Source organism: Pseudomonas sp. FSO-7 (assembly GCF_059579345.1).
Genome location: NZ_CM184193.1, coordinates 5,888,473 through 5,910,666, shown reverse-complemented (window position 1 = coordinate 5,910,666; position 22,194 = coordinate 5,888,473). Strand labels below are relative to the sequence as shown.

19 protein-coding genes are annotated in these 22,194 nt (G+C 63.7%); 6 read left to right on the top strand and 13 right to left on the bottom strand.

The window, feature by feature from the left end:
- The first annotated feature begins 164 nt into the window (after positions 1–164).
- Positions 165–1,268 carry a DUF3182 family protein gene (locus AC515T_RS25900; protein ID WP_496530537.1) on the top strand — a complete coding sequence of 368 codons (1,104 nt, stop codon included), beginning with the start codon at positions 165–167 and terminating at the stop codon, positions 1,266–1,268.
- Positions 1,258–2,016, top strand: coding sequence for an alpha/beta hydrolase family protein (locus tag AC515T_RS25895; protein ID WP_496530536.1), 759 nt, complete (start codon positions 1,258–1,260; stop codon positions 2,014–2,016). The genes AC515T_RS25900 and AC515T_RS25895 overlap by 11 nt, the downstream gene beginning before the upstream one ends.
- 138 nt (positions 2,017–2,154) lie before the next feature.
- Here AC515T_RS25895 and AC515T_RS25890 read toward each other — a convergent pair whose 3' ends face one another.
- From AC515T_RS25890 to AC515T_RS25875, 4 genes are read right to left on the bottom strand one after another with little or no spacing between them, the layout of a single operon-like run.
- Positions 2,155–3,156: a lysylphosphatidylglycerol synthase domain-containing protein gene (locus AC515T_RS25890; RefSeq protein WP_496530535.1), complete on the bottom strand. Its 1,002-nt coding sequence runs from the start codon at positions 3,154–3,156 to the stop codon at positions 2,155–2,157.
- Entirely contained in the window at positions 3,143–4,441 is a 1,299-nt protein-coding gene (clsB, locus tag AC515T_RS25885) for a cardiolipin synthase ClsB (RefSeq protein WP_496530534.1), read from the bottom strand. The genes AC515T_RS25890 and clsB overlap by 14 nt, the downstream gene beginning before the upstream one ends.
- Entirely contained in the window at positions 4,438–5,247 is an 810-nt protein-coding gene (locus tag AC515T_RS25880; protein ID WP_496530533.1) for an endonuclease/exonuclease/phosphatase family protein, read from the bottom strand. The genes clsB and AC515T_RS25880 overlap by 4 nt, the downstream gene beginning before the upstream one ends.
- Positions 5,244–6,170 (bottom strand): DUF72 domain-containing protein, encoded by a 927-nt coding sequence (locus tag AC515T_RS25875; protein WP_496530532.1) that lies wholly within the window; start codon positions 6,168–6,170, stop codon positions 5,244–5,246. The genes AC515T_RS25880 and AC515T_RS25875 overlap by 4 nt, the downstream gene beginning before the upstream one ends.
- A gap of 183 nt (positions 6,171–6,353) precedes the next feature.
- Here AC515T_RS25875 and AC515T_RS25870 point away from each other — a divergent pair, with 183 nt between their 5' ends.
- The gene (locus tag AC515T_RS25870; RefSeq protein ID WP_496530531.1) at positions 6,354–8,441 is read left to right on the top strand and encodes a mechanosensitive ion channel family protein; all 2,088 of its coding nucleotides are present in this window, start codon (positions 6,354–6,356) and stop codon (positions 8,439–8,441) included.
- 136 nt (positions 8,442–8,577) lie between these two features.
- On the opposite strand, the gene AC515T_RS25865 is transcribed toward AC515T_RS25870, so the two are convergent.
- Positions 8,578–12,891: an Lhr family helicase gene (locus AC515T_RS25865; RefSeq protein ID WP_496530530.1), complete on the bottom strand. Its 4,314-nt coding sequence runs from the start codon at positions 12,889–12,891 to the stop codon at positions 8,578–8,580.
- A 282-nt stretch (positions 12,892–13,173) separates the two neighbouring features.
- On the opposite strand from AC515T_RS25865, the gene AC515T_RS25860 reads away from it, so the two are divergent.
- The gene (locus tag AC515T_RS25860; RefSeq protein WP_496530529.1) at positions 13,174–14,058 is read left to right on the top strand and encodes a sugar nucleotide-binding protein; all 885 of its coding nucleotides are present in this window, start codon (positions 13,174–13,176) and stop codon (positions 14,056–14,058) included.
- The gene (locus AC515T_RS25855; RefSeq protein WP_496530528.1) at positions 14,051–14,980 is read left to right on the top strand and encodes an NAD-dependent epimerase/dehydratase family protein; all 930 of its coding nucleotides are present in this window, start codon (positions 14,051–14,053) and stop codon (positions 14,978–14,980) included. The genes AC515T_RS25860 and AC515T_RS25855 overlap by 8 nt, the downstream gene beginning before the upstream one ends.
- Before the next feature lie 192 nt (positions 14,981–15,172).
- Here AC515T_RS25855 and AC515T_RS25850 read toward each other — a convergent pair whose 3' ends face one another.
- The 5 genes from AC515T_RS25850 to AC515T_RS25830 all read right to left on the bottom strand — a co-directional run bounded on the left by AC515T_RS25850 (position 15,173) and on the right by AC515T_RS25830 (position 19,329).
- Entirely contained in the window at positions 15,173–15,871 is a 699-nt protein-coding gene (locus AC515T_RS25850) for an OmpW/AlkL family protein (protein WP_496530527.1), read from the bottom strand.
- A gap of 234 nt (positions 15,872–16,105) precedes the next feature.
- Entirely contained in the window at positions 16,106–16,624 is a 519-nt protein-coding gene (locus AC515T_RS25845) for a DUF3299 domain-containing protein (protein ID WP_496530526.1), read from the bottom strand.
- A gap of 11 nt (positions 16,625–16,635) precedes the next feature.
- Positions 16,636–17,901, bottom strand: coding sequence for an ABC transporter permease (locus AC515T_RS25840; RefSeq protein ID WP_496530525.1), 1,266 nt, complete (start codon positions 17,899–17,901; stop codon positions 16,636–16,638).
- 1 nt (position 17,902) lies between these two features.
- Entirely contained in the window at positions 17,903–18,613 is a 711-nt protein-coding gene (locus tag AC515T_RS25835) for an ABC transporter ATP-binding protein (RefSeq protein WP_496530524.1), read from the bottom strand.
- A gap of 137 nt (positions 18,614–18,750) precedes the next feature.
- The gene (locus tag AC515T_RS25830) at positions 18,751–19,329 is read right to left on the bottom strand and encodes a DUF2796 domain-containing protein (RefSeq protein ID WP_496530523.1); all 579 of its coding nucleotides are present in this window, start codon (positions 19,327–19,329) and stop codon (positions 18,751–18,753) included.
- Positions 19,330–19,449: 120 nt separating this feature from the next.
- Here AC515T_RS25830 and AC515T_RS25825 point away from each other — a divergent pair, with 120 nt between their 5' ends.
- A complete protein-coding gene (locus AC515T_RS25825) occupies positions 19,450–19,800 on the top strand; it encodes a hypothetical protein (RefSeq protein WP_496530522.1) in 351 nt (116 codons plus the stop codon).
- 99 nt (positions 19,801–19,899) lie between these two features.
- Here the strand turns inward: AC515T_RS25825 and trxA are convergent, their stop codons facing one another.
- The 3 genes from trxA to AC515T_RS25810 form a co-directional block, all read right to left on the bottom strand.
- Entirely contained in the window at positions 19,900–20,772 is an 873-nt protein-coding gene (gene trxA / locus AC515T_RS25820) for a thioredoxin (protein ID WP_496530521.1), read from the bottom strand.
- Between the two features lie 181 nt (positions 20,773–20,953).
- Positions 20,954–21,613 carry a class I SAM-dependent methyltransferase gene (locus tag AC515T_RS25815; protein WP_496530520.1) on the bottom strand — a complete coding sequence of 220 codons (660 nt, stop codon included), beginning with the start codon at positions 21,611–21,613 and terminating at the stop codon, positions 20,954–20,956.
- On the bottom strand, positions 21,610–22,074 hold the full coding sequence (locus AC515T_RS25810) for a hypothetical protein (RefSeq protein ID WP_496530519.1): 465 nt from the start codon (positions 22,072–22,074) through the stop codon (positions 21,610–21,612). The genes AC515T_RS25815 and AC515T_RS25810 overlap by 4 nt, the downstream gene beginning before the upstream one ends.
- Between the last annotated feature and the right edge of the window lie 120 nt (positions 22,075–22,194).

Below are 22,194 nucleotides of genomic sequence, written 5' to 3'. Positions count from 1 at the left end.
TGCGGGATGCTTGCCATGTGTCGTGCAGAATGAAACAGGCCAGGTGCTATCAACTGCGCACAATGCGCCCGCTTGGCTGACCCTCATCGCCCAGGCCACCGTTGGCCTGATCTCTGCACCTTCCCCTGTCTAAAGCCATCGAGCGCAGGAAAAAAGGGCACCGCATGACATCAGTCAATCGCAACAAACGGGTCGTGGCCTATTCGGTCAATCCACAAGCGCCACGCCATGAGGTCGAGACCAACCGCGCACTGGCCCAGTGGCTGGCACAGATCCTGGGATGGGAGTACGGCGACAGCCATGATCCCCAGGCTGGTCATGATCTTTATCTGTTGCCCACGCAAACCCTGATCGGCGCCGAAGCCTTGATGCGCCTGGGGGTCAAGGGGCCGGAGGACGTGTGGGGTGGGTATGTCGAGCATGATTTTATCTGCACCAAGGCGATTACCCACGGTCTGTTGAATAAGGACGCGGTGGCGCCCAAAGGCTGGTCGCCGCTGTTTGCCAAGCTCACCCGAGGCGCAGTGCTCGACGGCGTGACGGTGTTTTCGCTCAAGGACGCCCGCCCGGCCGCCGAACATTTGCTCTACACCGGGCCGATCCGCATCAAGCCGATCCATGCCTGTGCCGGGCGCGGCCAACGGCTCATCAAGAGCCTGGCGCAGTTCGATGAAATCGTCGCCGGACCTGACGCCCAGGCGCTGTTTCGCGAAGGGGTGGTGCTGGAACAGCATCTCAATGAGGTCAAGACCCAGAGCGTTGGCCAGAGCTTCATCAACGGCCAGGTCATGAGCTATTGCGGCGTGCAACACCTGACCCACGACAGCGAAGGGGTGGAAGTGTACGGCGGGTCGGACCTGCTGGTGGTGCAGGGCGGCTATATCGAGTTGCTCAGGCTCGAACTGCCCGACGATGTGCGTGAGGCGGTGCGGCTGGCGCAAGTGTTCGATGACGCCGCCAACCAGGCCTACCCGAGCTTTTTTGCGTCGCGGCGCAATTACGACATTGCCCAGGGCCTGGATGCCGCCGGCCAGCCCCGTGGTGGTGTGCTGGAACAATCGTGGCGCATGGGCGGGGCCAGCAGCGCCGAGCTGGCGGCATTGCAGGTGTTCGTCGAAACGCCCGAAACCAGCGCGGTGCGAGTGTCCTCGGTGGAGAGCTACCTCGACCAACCGCTGCCAGCCGGCGCCAGGGAGGTGTATCGCGGCGCGGCGGAAAAAGGTGATTTCCTACTCAAATACGTAACGGTTCAATCCTATGACGGCTAGAAGTGAAACGATCCAGATTGCGATTGATGATGAACATATGAACGGGACCTTCCTGAGTCCCAAGTCGAAGGTACCAGGCGTGTTGTTCGTACACGGCTGGGGCGGCAGCCAGGAGCGGGACCTGGAACGGGCCAAAGGTATCGCCGGCCTCGGTTGTGTGTGCCTGACCTTCGACTTGCGCGGGCACACCGGAGGGGCGGGGATTCCCTTGTCCCGGGTCACCCGCGAGGACAACCTGCGGGATCTGTTGGCGGCATACGACCGCCTGCTCGCCCACCCCGCCTTGGATACCTCGGCAATTGCCGTGGTGGGCACCAGTTATGGCGGTTACCTGGCCTCGATCCTGACGTCGCTGCGCCCGGTGCGCTGGCTGGCCCTGCGGGTGCCGGCGTTGTACCGCGACGAGCAATGGCACACGCCCAAGCGCGACCTGGACAAGACTGACCTGCTGGATTACCGCAGCACCCTGGTGCACGCCAGCACCAATCGCGCCTTGCACGCGTGCTCGCAGTTCACCGGCGATGTGTTGCTGGTGGAGTCCGAGACCGATACCTACGTGCCCCACGCCACGATCATGAGCTACCGGGCGGCGTGCCAGCAGACCCATTCCCTGACGCACCGGATCATCGACGGCGCCGACCATGCCTTGAGCGACCCCGTGTCACAACAGGCCTACACCTCGATCCTGGTGGACTGGATCACGGAAATGGTGGTGGGAGAGCGGTTGAGCATTATCCAGGCGCGGTGATCGTGGGGTGTCTGTGGGGGCCTCATCGCGAGCAAGCTCGCTCCCACAGGGAATGTGTAGTGATCGCGATATGTGTGTTCACTACAGATCCAATGTGGGAGCGAGCTTGCTCGCGATGGGGCCAGGCCAGGCAACCCATCACTTGAGCCCAGGCTTGACCCGCAACGCCTTGGCCTTCGCCTCGATCACCAGGTACATCACCACGGTAATCAGCAACGGCAAGATGAAGTAGATCGCCCGGTAAGCGATCAGCCCCGCCAGCAGGCTGCCCCGCGACACCTCATGTTGCAGCAGCGCGATGAACACCGCCTCCAACACCCCAAGCCCCGCCGGAATATGGGTAATGACCCCGGCAATGCTGCTGATCAGCAGCACCCCGAGCACCACCGGGTAATCCAGTTTGCTGGGCAGCAGCGTGAAGATCACCGCTGCCATCAACGACCAGTTCAGCGCCCCTAACGCCAGTTGCAGCACCGCCATGCGCAGCGACGGCAGGTTGATTTCCATGCCACGGATGGTCCAGGCCCGGCGCTTGGAAAACCGACAGGCCGCCAGGTACCCGGCACTCGCCAGCAACAACAGCACGCCCACACCTTGCAGTGCGCCGCTGCTGAGTTTCCAGCCCGGCGGCATGGTCACCAGGCCGCTGCTGAACACCACCCCGGCCAAGGTCATGTAGCCGAACCAGTTGGTGGCCAGGCTCAGGCCGAGGATCTTGGCGATGTTCCCGCTGCTGACCCCCAGTCGCGAATACAGCCGATAGCGCATGGCGATACCGCCGACCCAGGCGCTGAGGTTGAGGTTGAAGGCATAACTGATCACCCCCACCGGCAAGATCTGCCGCCAACCGAGTTTCTGGCGGATGTAGGTGCGTCCGATCAGATCGAAGCAGGCATAGGTGATGAAGCTGGTGACGGTCAGCGCGGCGGCGATGAGCAAGGTGCGTACCTTGAAATCGGCCAGGGTGGCCAACACTTCGGACCAATCGATGCGCCGGGCCAGGGCCGTGAACAGCACGATCAGCAACAGGAAAAACGCCAGGGTCAGCGGTCTTTTCCAGCGGCTCCAGCGGGATTTTGGCTTGGCCTGTTCCGGCGCATGGGTATCTCTCGGCGCGGTGTGCGCTTCAGAGTGGTTCATGGGGTTCGCTCCGGACCGCCGTCGGCGGCGAAAAAGGTTTCAGACGCGGTTTATGGGCCGGCAGCCAGCCGGCCCAGGCCGGGAAATGGCGCAAAAAGTGGAACACCATGAAGCCGATGGTCATGCGCCACAGCAGGCCTCGCGGCGCATGGTTTTCGGGCATGGCGGTGCAGTGTTCACGACTCAGGTGGTCGAGGCGCTCGAACAGCTCGCGGTTGAACGCCCGGTCGCGGATCAGCACGTTGGCTTCCAGGTTCAGCGACAGGCTCAACGGGTCGAGGTTGCTTGAACCCACCGTGCTCCAGTCCTCATCCACCAGGGCGACTTTGCCGTGCAGCGGCCGCTCGCAGTATTCGTAGATCACCACGCCGGCCTTGAGCAGATAGCTGTAGAGCATCCGCGCCGCGAGTTTGGCGATCATCATGTCCGGCTGTCCTTGCAGGATCAGCCGCACTTCCACGCCACGCCGGGCGGCGTTGCGGATCTCGCGCAGCAAGCGGTAGCCGGGGAAGAAGTACGCGTTGGCGATCACCACCCGCCGCTGGGCGCTGCGCAGCACCTGCAGGTAGACCTCTTCGATGTCGGTCTGATGCTCGTGGTTATCCCGGTAGACCAGGCGCACCTGGCCATCATGGTCGTTGAACGCCAGCTCGTTGCGACGGCTGCGGCGCCGTTGCCACCAGTATTTGGCCCGGGCGGGCCGGCCGCTCTGCAACAGCGCGAAGTGATGGATATCCACCACCGCCGGGCCTTTGACCTCCACGGAGTAGTCCTGCTTGGCCTCGGGGCCGAAATCCCCCAGGTGGTCGGCGGAAAAGTTGATCCCGCCGATGAACGCAATCACCCCGTCCACCACCACGATCTTGCGGTGCAGGCGGCGGAACCAATTGGTACGGATGCCCAAGTGCCGGGGCGCCGGGTCGAACATCTGCAAGCGCACCCCGGCGTCGCTCAACGAGGCCAGGAAATCGGTGGTCAACTCACCGCAGCCGAAGCCATCGAGGCTGACGGTGATGCGCACGCCACGCTGGGCGGCTTCCACCAGCAAGTCTCGCAGCTCGTAGCCGACCTTGTCCTCGAACAGGATGAAGGTCTCAAGGAGGATTTCATCCTGGGCGCGACGAATGGCCTCGAACACCCGTGGGAAATATTCCTCGCCATTTTCCAGCAGGGTGACGCGGTTGTTGCCGTGCCAGCCGTATTCGATATCGGCCAGCGCCGGGTTGCGTTCGGTGGGCGTCGTGTCGACCTGTTCCACCGTCGCCTTGTCCATCGTCGCGCTCATAATTCGATCTCCACCGACAGCGGTGCGTGGTCAGAAAGGTGCGACCAGGGTCGTACGTTCAACACCTTGGGATGATGGGCCTTGAGGTTGCGCACGTAGATGCGGTCCAGGCGCAGGATCGGCAGGCGCGCCGGAAAACTGCGGGCCGGCTTGCCCCACTGTTCGGCGAACACTTCCCGCAGGCCGCAGGGTTCGAGCAATTCACTGGCTTTGCCGCGCCAGTCGTTGAAGTCGCCGGCGACGATCACCGGCGCGTTGGGCGGCAGTTCCCCCAGGCGTTGGCAAAGCAGCTTGAGTTGCTCGATGCGATGGCCTTCGCGCAGCCCCAGGTGGACGCAGATGGCATGCACATCCTGCCCATCGCCGGGCAGGCGCAGCACGCTGTGGAGCATGCCGCGGTTTTCATGGCCGCTGATGGACACGTCCAGGTTGTCGTGGCGGATGATCTGGAATTTCGACAGCAACGCATTGCCATGGTCGCCCGCCGGGTACACCGCGTTGCGCCCATAGGCGAACTGTGGCCAGAGGGTGTCGGCGAGGAATTCGTATTGCGGCATGCTCGGCCAGTTGCTGTAGCGCTGGGGATGGTGTTCATGGGTGCCGTGGACTTCCTGCAGGAACACCACATCGGCGGACACACTGCGCACCGCTTCGCGTAGTTCCGGCAGGATGAAGCGCCGGTTCAGGGCGGTGAAGCCCTTGTGGGTGTTGACGGTCAGCACGGTGAAACGGTTGACCCGGTCGGGCGTCTGGGCCTGTTGCTGGGTCGGCCCGTGGGTCGCTTCAGTGATTTCCGGACGGTTCATGGCAACACCCCTTCGGCCGGTCGCTCGCCGGGCGTGGTGGCGAGGTCCTTGTCCAGGTGGAAGCGCTCCAGCAAGTGGCGTGCGTCATAGGGCGCGCGGACTTTGATGTCGTTGTCGAAATAGCAGAACACTTCCCGGCTCTTGCGTGCCCGGGGCTTCTTGTCCGGGTCGATCAGGTGCGCGTCGCTCGGCTGCTTGCCGTGGCTCCAGGCCTCGATCCGGTCACCCCAGCGCTTCAACGCCTCGTCGGTGTAGCCGCTGGCGTACAGCTCCTCGGCGCCGTGCAGGCGAAGGTAGACGAAATCGCTGGTGACGTCTTCACGATAGGGCCATTTACCGGCCGTGTCGGCGATCACCAGGGCCACGTCGTAGCGTTTGAGCAACGTGATGAAGTGCGGGTCGATAAAACTCTCATGACGGATTTCCACGGCGTGGCGCAGCGGCCGTTTTTTATCGGTCTGGGTGCTGGCGTGGCCGTCCAGGCGCGGCTCGTGCTCCCGGGCCAGGGCGGCGGCGCCTTCGGTGTCGTGGGGCAATTGCTTGAGGAAGTCTTCGAACAACTCGGGGTCGAATTTGAAGCTGGGCGGGAACTGCCAGAGGATCGCCCCCAGTTTCTCCTTGAGCTCCAGTACACCGGAGGCGAAGAAGTTGGCCAGAGGCTTGTGGATGTCCCGCAGGCGCTTGATGTGGGTGATGAAGCGCGGCGCCTTGACGCTGAACACAAAGCCGGGCGGTGTCTCGGCATACCACTGGGCATACCGTTCGGGGCGTTGCAGGGCGTAGAACGATCCATTGATTTCGATGCTGTTGACCGCTCGCGAGGCGAATTGCAGTTCCCGTTTCTGGGTCAGCCCCTTGGGGTAGAAATCCCCCCGCCAAGGCGTGTAGCGCCAGCCGGAAATGCCAATGTGGATCGCCGTCATGTATCCCTCCCGTGCCAATGACCTCGTACCGCCTGTGTCTTTTGATGACCGCCGCGCGAGCTGGAAAGTTTCGATGGAGTGCCCGGCGGCAGTGAACAAGGTTTTGTATTGACCTTCGGAGCGAACTTGCCGGCCCAATATTGATCAGTTCCTTACCAATCCCGTGTGAAGGAGCCTCGCGTTTTGTCTCGATTGAGCACTGTATTGCTGCTGTTCTTGCTGGCGCTGTCCGGCACCAGCGCCTACGGGACCGCCGCCGTCCCTGGCACCACCAAGCCCGATGAACCGCCCGCCGAGCCCGCGCCGCTGGTGCAGGGCGGTCTATTGGGGGCCATCAGTTCGAGCATCGACGACGTCCAGGACAAACTCGAGCTCAACCAGAGCCTGGTGGATGCCTGGCGCCTGCGGGCGGACCGGGCGGCGGATGAGGTGGATCGGTTGGTGGACCAGACGTCCCGTTCGTCCTGGCGCGTGGCGGGGGATTTCCTGTTGCTCTCCGGTGTGTGGCTGGGGACGTTTGCGCTGCTATGGGCCGGCGCGCGATTGCTGGTGCGACGCCTCGGCCGGCGCCGTTGGCTACGTACCCGCCAGCGCATGCACGACCTGCTCGGTTATCTGTTGCCCTATACCTTGCCGGCGGTGGCCTGCCTGCCGCTGACCCTCTATGTCAGTCACTTTCTGCAAGTCTCGGTCGGTCGCGCCCTGGCGCTGTGCTTCGCCTACGCCACCAGCAGCGGTATTTTCTCCACCTCGGTGTTGCTGTGCGTGATCGTGATGTTCAACGCCGGCCACAAACGTCGAGCGGTGGCGATGATCCGGCGTTTCGCTCCCCGACCGTTGTTCCTGATCGGCTTTCTCGCCGCCCTCAGCGATGCCCTCACCAGCCCGCAGATCGCCCGGCAACTGGGCGGCAACATCACCAGCAGCATCGCGGTGTTCACCGGGTTGTCGGCGTCGATGATCTTTGGTTGGCTGGTGATTCACATGCGCCGCCCGGTGGCGCACCTGATCCGCAACCGCCCACTGGCCCAGCGCTTGAAACAACCGGCCTTGCAGGAGTCGCTGCGGATCTTTTCCGGGCTCTGGTACTGGCCGATCCTGCTGATGGTGCTGGTGTCGGCGGTGAGCCTGATCGGCGTCGGCGAGGACAACCAGAAAGCCCTGCGTTGCGCCTTGTTCACCACCATCCTGCTAATCGCCACGGTGTTCCTCAGCACGGTGTTCCAACATGTCTTCAAGTCGCCCAAGGCCGAGGCCATCCAGCGCAACAGCGCCTACAAGGGGCGGCTGTTGAGCTTGTTGCACGCCTTGTTGCGGATCGTCATGGCGGTGGCATTCATTGAAGTCCTCGGGCGGATCTGGGGCATTTCCCTGTTCGAGTTCGCCTCGCGCAATGCCATAGGCCGGGCGATCAGCGATTCCTTGAGCCGCATCGGCCTGATCTTCCTGGTGACCTGGCTCACGTGGGTGGTGCTCGACACGGCGATCCAGGAAGCCTTGAAGCCGCCACTGAACAAGCGCGGGGCCCGCCAGCCCAGCACCCGGGTCAAGACCATCCTGCCGCTGTTACGTAACGCGGCGAAAATCATCTTGGTGGTGATCTGCGCGATCACCACCATGGCCAACCTGGGTATCAACGTCGCGCCGTTGCTGGCCGGTGCCGGGGTGGTGGGGCTGGCGATCGGTTTCGGTTCCCAGCAACTGGTGCAGGACGTGATCACCGGCCTGTTCATCATCATTGAAGACACACTGTCCATCGGCGACTGGGTGGTGCTCAGCTCGGGCCACGCCGGTACCGTCGAAGGCCTGACCATCCGCACCCTGCGCCTGCGCGACGGCAAGGGCTTCGTGCACTCGGTGCCGTTCGGCCAGATCAAGGCCGTGACCAACCAATCCCGGCAATTTGCCTTTGCGTTCTTCTCCGTGCAGTTCACCTACGACACCGACGTGGACGAGGCCATCGAGTTGATTCGCGAGGCGGGGCGTTCGATTGCCGAAGACCCGTTCCTCAAGTTCAACCTGCAAGGGCCGCTGGATGTGTTCGGCGTGGACAAGATGGACCTCAACGGCGTGGTGCTCACGGCGCAGTTCCGCACCGTGTCGGGTGGGCAGTATGCGGTGAGCCGGGCGTTCAACCAGCAGTTGAAGAAGCTTGTGGATAACCATCCGGCGGTGCACTTTGCGCAGACTTATCCACAACAGGTGGTGATGCCAAGGCGGTTGGTCGAGGAGCCAAAGGCGGGGGATGAGCTGCCTGATCAAGCTCAATGACTGCCGAGGTTTGTGGTGGGGCTTATGGCCTCATCGCGAGCAGGCTCGCTCCCACATTCGATCGCATTCTTTCTGAAGGAACTCGGTCCACTGTGGGAGCGAGCTTGCTCGCGATGAGGCCAGTCCAGACACCCATTCAACTTTTCTGAATGAGCTTGTTCCTCACCTCAGCCATCCCCTGAGCATCCAACTCCACCCACAGATGCTGCTTGCCGGCAATCTGCGCCGCCACCGGCAACCCATCCCGATACACCAGCCGATTACTTGCCAGCGCCGGTACTTTCGCCCCCGGCAGCAAGGTGCCGGCCAGGTTCAGCGGGTCGACCCCGCACACCGCCACCAGGCTGCCGTCGGTGGGACGGCGACGGGTTTCGCGTAGCAGCGGGATGATTTCGGGCAGGGCGAACTGTTCGCCCGCCAGGCCGCTGACAAAACGCCCGCCGCGAATCTCGCCCCGCGCCTCCAGGCGATGAAAGGTGCGCAATAGCTCGCGCCAACTTGGCAGCCAGTCGGCCTCCCGCTCCAGCAAGCGCCAGAACACCACGCCGTAACGACGCAGCAGGGTCATGGCGATGTGTTCCAGAGTCTCCGGTGCGGTGGGTGCGGGGCGGTTGCCTTCCACTGGGACGGGTTGGCTGCGGCGCAACAAGGCCCAGCGACCGGCGTCGTCCATGCCGCCGACAAACGCGCCGCGCCCGCGTCGGCTGCTGCGGGCCTGACGTTTGCTGGCCGGGGTGATCAGCGCGCGCAAGCCGGCAAAGCTGTCGGCATTCACCAACCCGGCGCCCACCAACTCCTGCAAGGCGATTTCCAGTTCGCTGCGCAGCAGGTGGGCTTCATGGGCCAGCTCATCGAAAAACAGCGCGCCGTGTTCACTCAGGGCCTGATGGACTTTTTGCGTCTTGGGCGACAGTTCATCCACGGCCGTTTGCCCGGCCAGGCTGCTCCACAACGCCACCTGGTTGCGTGGCAGCAGCACCACCGGCGTACTGCGCAGCGCACTGGCGGAAGGTTTCTGGCGTGCGCTCAGGCGCGTCCATACCCACTTGCCGCTGCGGCACAATTCATCGAGCCAACTGGGCGAATAGTCCTTGATCCGCCCGGGCAGCAGGTCGCTGTCCCAGGCTGACGCGGCGGCCGGGTAGCCCTCGAACTGGCCGAGGATCGACGGCAGCACGGCATTGCCCCGGCCCTGGGTGGACGACGACAGGTGCTGCCAGTCGAACAGAAACCGCATGAAGTCCTGCAACATCACCGGCTCGATTTCCCGGCGCAGGCGCTTGACCGTGTAGCGATGGATCCGCGCCAGCAAATGCCGCTCGCACCATTCCTCCTGCCCGGTGCCCGGCGTGAAGCGCCCACGCAGCACGTAGCCTTGCTGTTCGAGTTGCGCCAGGGCCTGGGTGACCTGCGGCGTCGACAACCCCAGCGGGTAGGCGATGGCCTTCAATGGCAGCGGGCCAAAGGCACTGAGCCGGGCCCGAAGTATTTCCACCAACGCTTCGTCGCTGTCCCAGGCTTCATCGAAACCGGCCAGTGGGGCCAGCGCCGGTTGCCAGGGAGCCTGTGGATAAAGGGCTTGCAGGCAGGTCAGGCGTTCCAGCGGCACCCACAGACCGCGCTCGGCGCTGATCTGCATATGGCTGGCGCGACCACTCGCGGCCAGGGCCTGCAACCAATCCGGCCACGATGCGTGGGCGCAGGCTTCGCTGTCGGCGATGCAGGCCAGGCTCATCAAGGCTTCGTGCATCTCATCGAGATTGGCCGGCGTCGGCCAGGCCTCATCCCGGACCGACTGGATGGCTTCGGCGTCCAGCGCGCCAAGGTCGTCGGTGGCCTGTGGATCGCTCCAGCGCCGGTTGATCACCGCCTGGGTCCGCCGTTCTTCCAGCGGCGCGTCGTCGAGAAAGGTGTAGGGACGGGCGCTGAGAATTTCCGCCGCCAGGGGCGAGGGCGCCGGCAGGTCGCGGCTGATCAGGCGAATCTCCCCCGCTTCCATGCGCCGCAACAGCCTCAGCCAACCTTCGCTGTCCATGGCTTCGTGCAGGCAATCGTCGAGGGTCTGTTCCACCAGCGGGTGATCGGGGATCTCCCGCTCGCCGGCCAGGTTTTCCAGGCAGGCGATCTGGTCCGGGAACACGCTGGCGATCAGGTCTTCGCTTTTCATCCGCTGGATCTGCGGGGCGACTTTGCGCCCGCCGGTGTAGCGCGGCAAGGCCAGGGCCACGCCAGCGTTCCAGCGCCAGCGCACGCCGAACAGCGGCGCATCCAGCACCGCCTGGACCAGGATCTGTTCGGCGCTGTGGCTGTTGAGGTAGCGCCAGACCTCGTCCAGTTCGAAGCTGTGGCTGGTTGACAGCGAGAGCACGATGGCGTCTTCGCTGGCGGCGGCCTGCAATTCGAAGTTGAAGGTGCGGCAGAAGCGCTTGCGCAAGGCCAGGCCCCAGGCGCGGTTGATGCGGCTGCCGAACGGCGTATGGATGATCAGTTGCGTGCCGCCGGACTCGTCGAAAAATCGCTCCATCAACAGCGTGTCCTGGGACGGCAGGGCGCCGAAAGCCTGGCGCGCCGGGGCCAGGTAATCGACCAGTTGTTCGGCGCTGGCGAGGTTCAGGCGCAAGGTGCCGGTCAGCCAGTCGAGGGCCGGTTGCAGGTTGCCCGGCGTGGCACCGAGCAGGTGATCGAGCTGGGCTTGCAGGCGTGCCACGGCCCAAGACAATTCGTCGCTGCGCCCCGGGGCTTCGCCGAGCCAGAACGGGATGGTCGGCGGTTGGCCCTGGGCGTCTTCGACCCGCACGCGACCGGTCTCGACACGGATGATGCGGTAAGACGTATTGCCCAGTTGGAACACATCGCCGGCAATGCTCTCCACCGCGAAGTCTTCGTTGACGCTGCCGATGTTCAAACCCTGGGGTTCGAGCAGCACGCTGTAGTCGGCATTGTCCGGGATGGTGCCGCCGCTGGTCACCGCCGTCAGTTTGCTGCCCCGGCGCCCGCGCAGCGTCCGGGTCACGGCGTCGCGGTGCAGGTAGGCGCTGCGCACGCCCTGGCGACCGTTGAGGCCTTCGGCGAGCATCTGCAACAGCGCCTGGTAATGCCCTTCGTCCAGCTCGGCGTAGGGCGAGGCGCGGCGGAAGGTTTCCAGCAGCGCTTGTTCCGGCCATTCCTGGCAACTGACTTCGGCGACGATCTGTTGGGCCAGCACATCCAGCGGCGCCTTGGGGATGTGCAAAATGTCCAGCTCGCCACGGCGTACGCAGTCGAGCAGGGCGGCGCATTCGATCAAGTCGTCGCGGGTGGTGGCGAACAGACGTCCCTTGGGCGTGCCGCCGACCTGATGGCCGGAGCGTCCAACTCTTTGCAGGAATGCCGAGATCGAACGGGGCGAGGCAATCTGGCAGACCAGGTCGACATCGCCGATATCAATGCCCAGCTCTAGGGAGGCGGTGGCGATCAGCACCTGCAGTTCGCCGCGTTTGAGGCGTTGCTCGGCATCGAGGCGAAATTCCTTCGCCAGGCTGCCGTGGTGGGCGGCCACGGCGTCCTTGCCCAGGCGCTCGCTCAGATGGCGGCTGAGGCGTTCGGCCAGGCGCCGCGTGTTGACGAACACCAGGGTGGTGCGATGCTCCCGGGCCAGCTCGGCGAGGCGGTTGTAGACCAGTTCCCACACGTCATTGGCCATCACCGCCGACAACGGCACCGGTGGCACCTCGATGTCCAGGTCCCGAGGGCGAGCGTGGCCGATGTCGACGATTTCACAACTGCGTCCTTCGCCGACGAGAAACCGGGACACCGCTTCGATCGGCTTCTGCGTAGCGGACAGGCCGATGCGCATCAGCGGTTCGGCGCACAGGGCTTGCAGGCGCTCCAGGCTCAAGGCCAAGTGGCTGCCGCGCTTGCTGGCGGCGATGGCGTGGATTTCGTCGACGATCACCGTGCGGGTGCTGGCGAGCATCTGCCGGCCGGAATCGGAACCGAGCAGCACGTAGAGGGATTCGGGCGTGGTCACCAGGATGTGCGGCGCGGTCTTGCGCATCGCCGAGCGGTCTTTCTGCGGCGTGTCGCCAGTGCGCACGGCGGTGGTGATCGGCAAGGGCGGCAAGCCCATCTTTTGCAACTGCTCGGTGATGCCGGCCAGGGGATTCTGCAGGTTGATCTGGATATCGTTGCTCAGGGCCTTGAGCGGCGAGACGTAGACCACCAGGGTCTGGTCCGGCAGGCCGCCTTGTTCCAGGCCGCGGTGCACCAGGTCGTCGAGCACCGCGAGAAACGCCGTCAGGGTCTTGCCCGAGCCGGTGGGCGCCGCCACCAGCACCGAGCGACGCTGGCCGATCAACGGCCACGCCCGGGCCTGGGCGGCCGTGACCGCCGGGAATGTCTGGCTGAACCAGGCGCGGACGGCGGGGTGAAAGCCCGCCATGGCGTGGTCGGCAGGGAGAGGCAGATTCATGGGGGAGTTATGCGGGTGACTTGGGGAAGATGCAAGTACCGTCCGGGATCTCTATCGCCTGACAGTGCCCCTTCGCGGGCAAGCCCGCTCCCACATTTGGAATGCATTCCCATGTGGGAGCGGGCTTGCTCGCGAAAGGGTCCTAAAGAACAGTACAAATCCAGGATCTGCACTTTACGGATGACGGTTGCGCACTAAACCCGCAAAATGCAACGATTCCGACAACGCTTGCGGGCGTTATCGACCAAATTCTTGTGCCAATAGACTGGGCCTGCTGACTTTATGCGAATGCGCCTTATGTTACTGGGCGGCGGAAATGCCCTTGGGCAGGCGCTGATTCGCCTCGGTGCAGAAGAAGACATCGGTTTTCTTGCCCCCCGCCCGCCCGAAGACGGTTGGGATGCCGCGAGCCTGACGCAACTGCTCGACGACACCCGCCCGGACGCCTTGATCAACCTGGCGTACTACTTCGACTGGTTTCAGGCCGAGGCCGTCAGCGAGCAGCGCCTGGCCAGCCAGGAGCACGCTGTCGAGCGCCTCGCCGGGCTGTGCCAGCATCACAACATCATCTTGCTGCAGCCGTCGAGCTATCGGGTGTTCGACGGTTCCCGCGCCACGGCCTACAGCGAGAAGGACGAACCGGTGCCCCTGGGCGTGCGGGGCCAGGCGCTGTGGCGGATCGAACAAAGCGTGCGCGCCACCTGTCCTCAACATGTGCTGCTGCGTTTCGGCTGGCTGCTGGACGACAGCGTCGATGGCATCCTCGGCCGTTTCCTGGCCCGGGCCGAGCAGCCCGAAGAGCTGTTGCTGGCCGACGACCGCCGGGGTAATCCGACGCCCGTGGACGATGCGGCGCGGGTGATCATCTCGGTGCTCAAGCAACTCGATTGCGCGGCGCCGCTGTGGGGCACCTATCATTACGCCGGGCATGAGGCGACCACGCCGCTGGCGCTGGGCCAGGCGATCCTCACCGAAGCCCGCCCCTTGCATCCGCTGGCTATCGAGTCGCCCACGCCCCAGGCCCATGCCGCACGGCCGGACGCCGCGGAAGAACCGCAGCACGCGGTGCTGGCCTGCAAGAAGATTCTGCACACTTTCGGGATCAAGCCCCGCGCCTGGCGCGCAGCACTCCCGGGCTTACTGGATAGGTTTTATCGCCATGGCTGAAGGCCCTGTTTTAATCACCGGCGGCGCGGGTTTCATTGGTTCGCACCTGACCGACGCCTTGCTCGCCAAGGGGCATGCGGTGCGCATCCTCGATGACCTGTCCACCGGCAAGCGCAGCAACCTGCCCCTGGACAACCCGGCGCTCGAACTGATCGAAGGCGATGTCGCCGATGCGGCGTTGGTGGCCCGGGCCATGGCCGGTTGCAGCGCTGTGGCGCACCTGGCGGCAGTGGCTTCGGTGCAGGCCTCGGTGGACGACCCGGTACGCACGCACCAGAGCAATTTCATTGGCACCCTGAACGTCTGCGAGGCCATGCGCCAGGCCGGCGTGAAACGGGTGCTGTTCGCCTCCAGCGCAGCGGTCTATGGCAACAACGGCGAAGGCGAGTCCATCGACGAAGAAACGCCCAAGGCTCCGCTCACGCCGTATGCGTCGGACAAGTTGGCCAGCGAGTTCTACCTGGACTTCTATCGCCGCCAGCACGACCTGGAGCCGGTGGTGTTCCGCTTTTTCAACATCTACGGCCCACGCCAGGATCCGTCCTCGCCGTATTCCGGGGTCATCAGCATCTTCAGCGAACGGGCACAGAAAGGCCTGCCGATCACCGTGTTCGGCGACGGTGAACAGACCCGGGATTTTGTCTATGTCGAAGACTTGGTGGACTTGCTGGTGCAGGCCATCGAGAAACCCGAGGTGGAAGTGGGCGCGGTGAACGTCGGCTGGAACCAGGCCACGACCCTCAAGCAGATGCTCCAGGCCCTGGCCGCCGTGGTGGGCGACCTGCCGCCGATCAGCTACGGCCCGGCGCGCTCCGGCGACATCCGCCATTCCCGGGCCGACAACCATCGGTTGTTGCAGCGCTTCAGTTTTCCACAGCAAACACCGATGAGCGTGGGGCTGGCGCGGTTGTTGGGGCGCTGAGTTTCACATTCCCACAAATAAGGCGCCTTTCGGGGCGCCTTTTTCGTGAGTCATGCATCGCTTTTGTGGCGAGGGAGCTTGCTCCCGCTGGACTGCGAAGCAGGCCCAAAGCATTTGCGACCGCTTCGCGCTCGAGCGGGAGCAAGCTCCCTCGCCACAAGGTGTGTTGTCAATGTGCGATGGGGGGCGGGCTTAGAACTTGTAGCCCAACCCCACCATGTAGATGAACGGATCCACATCGACATCCACCTTGGCCCGGGTACCGCCGGCCACGGCGTTGTTGTCCACGTACGCGGTGGTGTCGATGTCGATGTAGCGGATCTGGCCGTTGATCATGATGTTGTCGGTCAGCATGTAGTCGGCACCGACTTGCCAGGCCATGCCCCAGCTGTTTTTCGCCCGGAAGTTGCTGAAGCCATTGGCGCTGGCTTCGCTGCCGACGTGTTCGTCGTAGATCCAGGTGTAGTTGGTACCGGCGCCGACATAAGGCTGGAACGCCGATTTGGCGTCGAGCGGGTAGTAGACCAGGCTCAGGGTCGGCGGCAGGTGCTTGAGGCTGCCGAGCTTGCCATTGGCCGCGCCGAGGGCGGTGCCTTTGATTTTCACGTCGTGCTCGAACGGCGAGGCCGCCAGCAGTTCGATACCCCAATTGTTGGTCAGCATGTAGGCGAAGTTCAGGCCCAGTTGCGTGTCGCTGCTCATGGTCGCCTTGCCGCCCAGGTCGGCGCCGGCCAGCGGGCCACGGTCGACCTTGACGCTGGAACTGTCGGCTTCCGGATTGACGGTGATAGCACCGGCGCGAACGATGATGTCGCCAGCGGTATGGGCCTGGGCGAGCGGGGCAGCGAGGGCGAGGGCAACGAGGGAAGCGCTGAGCAAGGACTTGTGCATGGGGGCTCCAGAGGACATTTCAAAATTGATGTCCTATGGTACGAAGGCGTATGTAGGCGGCTTTTGACTCAGCTCAATGAAAGTGTGATGAGCAACCTTGAGGGCCCCTTCGCGAGCAAGCTCGCTCCCACAGTGGGTCTGTCGTGAACACAAATCTCGCGCTCGACGCAGCACCCCTGTGGGAGCGAGCTTGCTCGCGATAGCTATCTCATCAACAACACATCACCACCGGCTTCACTCCGGCAGCTCATACACATAAATCTTCTCGGCCTCCATCTGATACCCGGCATCGGCCAGTTCACTGGTAGACGGCTTGACCTGCATCGGCCCTTCGACCCAGTACGGCTGGTACAACTCGTCGAGCTTGACCCCGATTTCACTTTTCACATGCACGATCTGATTCGACGGCGGTGGCGGTACGTGGATGCAAGCGCCGAAATACGGCACCAACAAAAAGTCCGTGGTGCGGCCTTCCTCGCTGACTTCCAGCGGCACGATGTAACCCGGCAAACGAATCTGCTGGCCGTCGAGTGCCTTGACCACTGGCGCGTTGGGCAAATCCTGCTTGGCCGCCGGCGCGGATTCGGCGGCCAGGGCGTCGCTCATCTTCGACAGGTCATGCAGCGGCGTCATGTTCGGCACTTCTGGCGGCGCGTCCGGTGGGATCATTTCCGACCAGGCCAGGTCCCTCGGCTCGGCCGCCCACAGCGGCAGGGCGACCATCATCAACAGCGCGAGCAGGGCGCGGGGCATCTTCAAGGTCCTCATAGACGGATCGACAGGCCGTCGGCCAACGATTGGCGATAGGCGCGCCAGGCCGGCACGCTGCCCATCAGCAGGGCGGCGACCAGGATGCCAGCCAGCAGCGTCCACTCATATTCGCTCGGCCAGCTCAGCGGCAAGTACAAACCGTAGGCCGACTGCACGTAATCCTGGGCGGCGGCGATGCCGATGTACAGCAAGGCCAGCCCGGCGGTGACCCCGGCCAGCGCCAGGGCAAAGGCTTCGAGCACCAGCAGCGTCGCAATATGCCATGGCCGCGCGCCCACCGAACGCAGGATCGCCATTTCCCGGCGCCGCTCGTTGAGGCTGGTGAGAATCGCCGTGAGCATGCCGATCAACCCGGTCAGGACCACGAACAATGAGATCACAAACAAGGCTTTTTCCGCCGTGCCCATCAGGCTCCACAACTCCTGCAGTGCTACGCCGGGGAGGATGGCCAGCAGCGGTTCGCCACGGAACTCATTGATCTCGCGCTGCAAGGCAAAGGTGGAAATCTTGCTGTTGAGGCCGAGCATGAACGCGGTGATCGCCTGGGGCGTGAGGTCCATGTTGCGGGCCTGGTCGGCGCTGATGCGGCCATTGCCCTGGGCCGGCACGCCGTTTTTCCAATCAATGTGGATCGCCTCCATGCCGCCGAGGCTGATGTGCAGCGTGCGATCCACCGGCGTGCCGGTGCGCTTGAGAATCCCGACCACAGTGAAGGGTTTGTCGTCATGCTTGACCAGGCTGATTGCCGCCACGCCGTGGGCCAGCACCAATTTGTCACCCAGCTTGTAGTGCAGCGCCTCGGCCACTTCGGCACCGAGCACCACTTCGAACGGATCGGTGGCGAACGCCCGGCCATCGGCCAGTTCCAGGTGCTGTTGGCGGCCGTACTGGTAATGCTCGAAATAGGCCTCAGTGGTGCCCATCACCCGATAACCACGATGGGAGTCGCCCAGGGACATGGGGATCGCCCACTTCACTTTCGGGTTCTTGGCGAACTGCTCGAAGCTGTCCCAGCGAATGTTGTTGGTGGCGTTGCCGATGCGAAACACCGAATACAGCAGCAGGTTCACCGAACCGGAGCGGGCGCCGACGATCAGGTCGGTGCCGCTGATGGTGCTGGCGAAACTTGCCCGCGCCTCGGTGCGCACCCGTTCCACCGCCAGCAGCAGGCACACCGACAGGGCGATGGCGAATGCGGTGAGGATCGCGGTGAAGCGGCGGTTCGCCAGGCTGGCCATGGCTAGACGGAACAAATACATCTCAGACCTCGAGTGGCGTGGCGGCGCGATTGAGATCGGCCAGCGAGAGGTGGCGGTCGAACAGCGGCGCCAGGCTCTGGTCGTGGCTGACGAACAACAGGCTCGAGCCGGCCTCGCGGCATTCAGCGAACAACAGCCGCAGGAAGTTTTCCCGAGCGTCGTAGTCCAGGGCTGAAGTCGGTTCGTCGGCGATCACCAGTTCCGGTTGGCCGATCAATGCCCGGGCGGCGGCGACCCGTTGTTGCTGGCCGATGGACAGCGAGTCGGCGCGACGCCCCAACAGGTTCGGATCGGTCAAGCCCAAGTGGGCCAGCAGCGTGGCGGCGGCTTGATCGACACTGCCGTGGCGCTGGATGGCCCGTTGCGCACGCAGCTTGGAAAAGTGGCAGGGCAGTTCGACGTTCTCGCGTACCGAGAGAAACGGCAGCAGGTTGAACTGCTGGAAGATGTAGCCGGTGTGGTCCACGCGAAAGCGGTCGCGGCGGCCGGCGCCCAGTTCGCTGAGTTCCTGGCCGAGCAGGCGGATGCTGCCGCGATCCGGCGTTTGCACCCCGCCCAGCAGCCCCAGCAGCGTGGTCTTGCCGCTGCCACTCGGGCCCTTGAGGAACAGGGTTTCACCCGCTTCCAGGCGAAACGCCGGGATATCCAGCAAAAGCGGATGCCCGGGCCAACTGAAGCCCAGGTCGGACAGTTCGATGAGTGCTTGGGTCATATCGCCGATTTCAGGGTAATGGAGGGCTCCTGTGGGAGCGAGCTTGCTCGCGATGAGGCCAGCACATCCAACACAGGTGTTGTTTGACGCATCGCTATCGCGAGCAAGCTCGCTCCCACATGGGCTTTGTAGTGTATTCAGAATTTCAGGGCTGGCGCCTTGGCCGTTACTTCCCCGCCTTGCTGGCCGCTCGGGCCGATCAGTTGCACCAGGATTTTCTGGGTGGCGGGAAATTCCTTGAACAGTGGCGCCAGGTCCAGATGGGTCAAGGAACCAGGCGCGACGCAACGGAATTGGTAGTGGGCGTGGATTTCGCTGTGTTCATGGTGCTCGTCGCCATCATCATCATCGGCATGGTCTTCGTGGTCCGGTTCGTCGCCGAACAGCGGGCTTTCCAGTTCCTGCTGCTCCAGGGTGCACTTGGCATCGGCCAGATTGATCAGCGCCGCGGGCTTCTCCAACTTCGCCCGGACAGCGGCCACCTTGGCTTTGTCGGCGTCACTGGTGGCGGCGTGTTCGAAACCCACGAGGTTCATCGCCGGACTTTCCAGTTCCAACTCCAGGATCTCGCCGTCCAGCGAGGCGTTGAGACGGGCCACACCGTGTTCGTGGGCCCCAAGGCTGCCGTGCTCATGGTCATGGTCATGTTCGACCGCGGCATGAGCGACAGCCAATGGCATCAGGGCGAACGGCAAAGCGAGAAGCAGACGACGCATGACGAGTCTCCGAAAAGGTTATGTAATCTTATAACGAAAGTACGGAGAGTTTGACCGTCTGCTTGGCGTCGCGCAAGGGCCATGGGAGCATGCGTACATGAAATATTCAGGAGCACGGTGATGTTGCGGATACGCGGAACCGTCGGCGAATGGCCGGTGGACTTGACGATCGAAATGGATGAGGGCGACTGGGCGCAGCTCGGCGCGCAGTTGCAAGTGGCCAAGTCCGAAGGCACGGCGGCACCGGCGGCCAAACCGGTGAACCCGGACGATGCCCAATGGCAGATCGCCAAGGAACTGCTGCGCAAGGCCGGGCAACTGAGCGGTCCGGACCTGCTGGAACAGCTCGAAGGCCTGACCGGCAGCGCCTCGGCGGGCAAGCGCCTGTTGGTACGCTTGCGCCATAGCCCGGATGTAAAAGTCATCAGTGGCGGCGACACACCGCTCTATAGCTGGCACGAAACCGCGTAGGAGCTGTCGAGCGAAGCGAGGCTGCGATCTTTACCCTGACGCTTGAATCTCAAGCGAAAGATCAAAAGATCGCAGCCTTCGGCAGCTCCTACAGGGGAATCAATACAACGCCGCGAACAGCTTGCGACGATAGGTCGTCACCAGCGGATGGTCGTTGCCCAGCAGTTCGAACACCTGCAACAAGGTCTTGTGGGGCAGGCCTTCGCTGTAGCTGCGGTTACGCACGAACAGCTTGAGCAGCGCATCGAGGGCCGCTTCGTACTGCTGGCGCGCCAGTTGCTGGATCGCCAGTTGGTACACCGCTTCATCGTCTTGCGGGTCTTTTGCCAGGCGCGCCTTGAGATCGGCAGCGTCCGGCAGATGCTTGGCCAGGCCGAGGAACTGGATCTGCGCCTTGGCGCCGGCGAGGGCGGCCTTGTGTTCGTCGCTTTTCACCGCGTCGAGCACGGTCTGTGCTTCGTCCAGCTCGCCGCGCTCGGTCAGGCAGCGGGCATACAGGATCAGGGCCTTGGCGTTGGTGTTGTCTTCACCCAGCAACACGGTGAGCACGGCTTCGGCGTCGGCGAAACGACCGTCGTCGAACAGCGCCTGGGCCTGTTCGAACGGGTCGGCGGCGGCCGGCGGTGGCATCTGCACATGGGGTTCGAGCATCGTCCGCACCGCCGATTCCGGCTGGGCACCGGCAAAGCCGTCAACGGGCTGGCCGTCCTTGAACAACACCACCGTCGGTAGGCTGCGAATGCCGAAGCGGGCCACAATGTCCTGCTCGATGTCGCAGTTGACCTTGGCCAGCAGCAATTCACCCTGATAGCTCTCGGCAATGGTTTGCAGCATTGGCATCAGCGCCTTGCACGGCGCACACCATTCGGCCCAGAAATCCACCAGCACCGGTTTGTGGAAAGAGTTGGCGATCACCGACTGGTCGAAATCGGCCGTGGTGGCGTCGAAGATGTAGGGCGTGTCCTGGGTCATGGGGGATCTCGTAGAACGCTTGAATGGGGCAACTATACGGCTTGGTGGGGGGTGGCTGAAAGCCGGGAAGCCGTGAGAGGTGTATTGATTGACAGGGCCTCATCGCGAGCAGGCTCGCTCCCACAACGGATCTCAAGTGTTCATGCGAGCCCTGTGGGAGCGAGCTTGCTCGCGATGCTTTTTAAGACCAGCGCCGCGCGTGGTACAGGCTTACATGCCGAAACTCTTCAGGCTCAGCCAAGTCCGGCAACGTCATGGCTTCAAGCATTTCAATGCGCCGGTACAGCGGATGCTGGAAATCCCGCACCCGGGAATCGGCCACCAACGCCTCGCGGCCACGGCTGAGGAACTGGTCGAGCAGCGGCAGGTTGGCCCGGTCGTAGAGCACGTCGGCGACCAGGATCAGGTCGAAACGATCAGCCTCGGCGAAAAAATCCGTCGAATAACCCAGCTCTACACCATTGAGCGCGGCATTGGCCTGGCACGCGGCAATCGCCAGCGGGTCGAGGTCGCAGGCCACCACTTCCAGCGCCCCGGCCTTGACCGCCGCGATGCCCGCCACGCCGGAGCCGGCACCGAAATCCAGTACCCGCTTGCCTTCGACCCACTGCGGCTGTTCGGCGAGGTAGCGGGCCATCGCCAGCCCGCTGGCCCAGCAGAAGCTCCAGTAGGGCGGCTCGTGAAGAATGCGCCGGGTTTCTTCCGGGCTGAAGGCGCGGTCCATGTTGTCGCCGTCGATCAGCCACAACGTCAAGTCAGCGCCGGGTAGCGGGCAGGCGACCAGGCGCGCGTCGCCCAGCAATTCACCCAACGCCCGTTGCAGGTCCTGCGGTGCACTCATGGCGCTTTGACGAACTGCAAGGTGCCCAATGCCTGGGTGGTCGGTTGGCTGATGCGTTGTTCCGGCAAGTGCAGGATCAACTGGCCGGACTGGCTGGCGCGGCCACGCAGTTCTACGCGGGCGCCCACGGGGAAGGCTTCCGGGTTGAAGCGCAAGCGGAAGGGCAGGGCCTGGTTGGTGCCGATCAGACTGGAACTGGCCAGCAGTTGCTGCGGACGGTCCTTGTCATCGATCACCAGCAGCGCCAGTTCCACCTCGGCCCCGGCCGGCACGCCTTGCAGGGTGCCGCTCAACTCGCGCTGGTGCGCCGGCAGCGGCCCCAGCTCGGTGGCCTGCCGGGCCTTTTCCTGGGCCTGTTTCGGCGCGGGGGCCGGGGCGGGAGCGGCGGGCTTGGGGGCATCGCTGCTGCACGCCATCAGCAGGCTGAAAAAACTGAGCAAAACGAGTGATCGTAGCGGCATGTGTGGCTCCAGCAAGGTGAATTCCATGGATCTGACGGTAAGCCCGTCTGTATACCGTAAACCCTATGGCTTGTCTTGCCAGTGGGATGCGCTACCATGGCCCTCCCTTTTTTTGTTGCC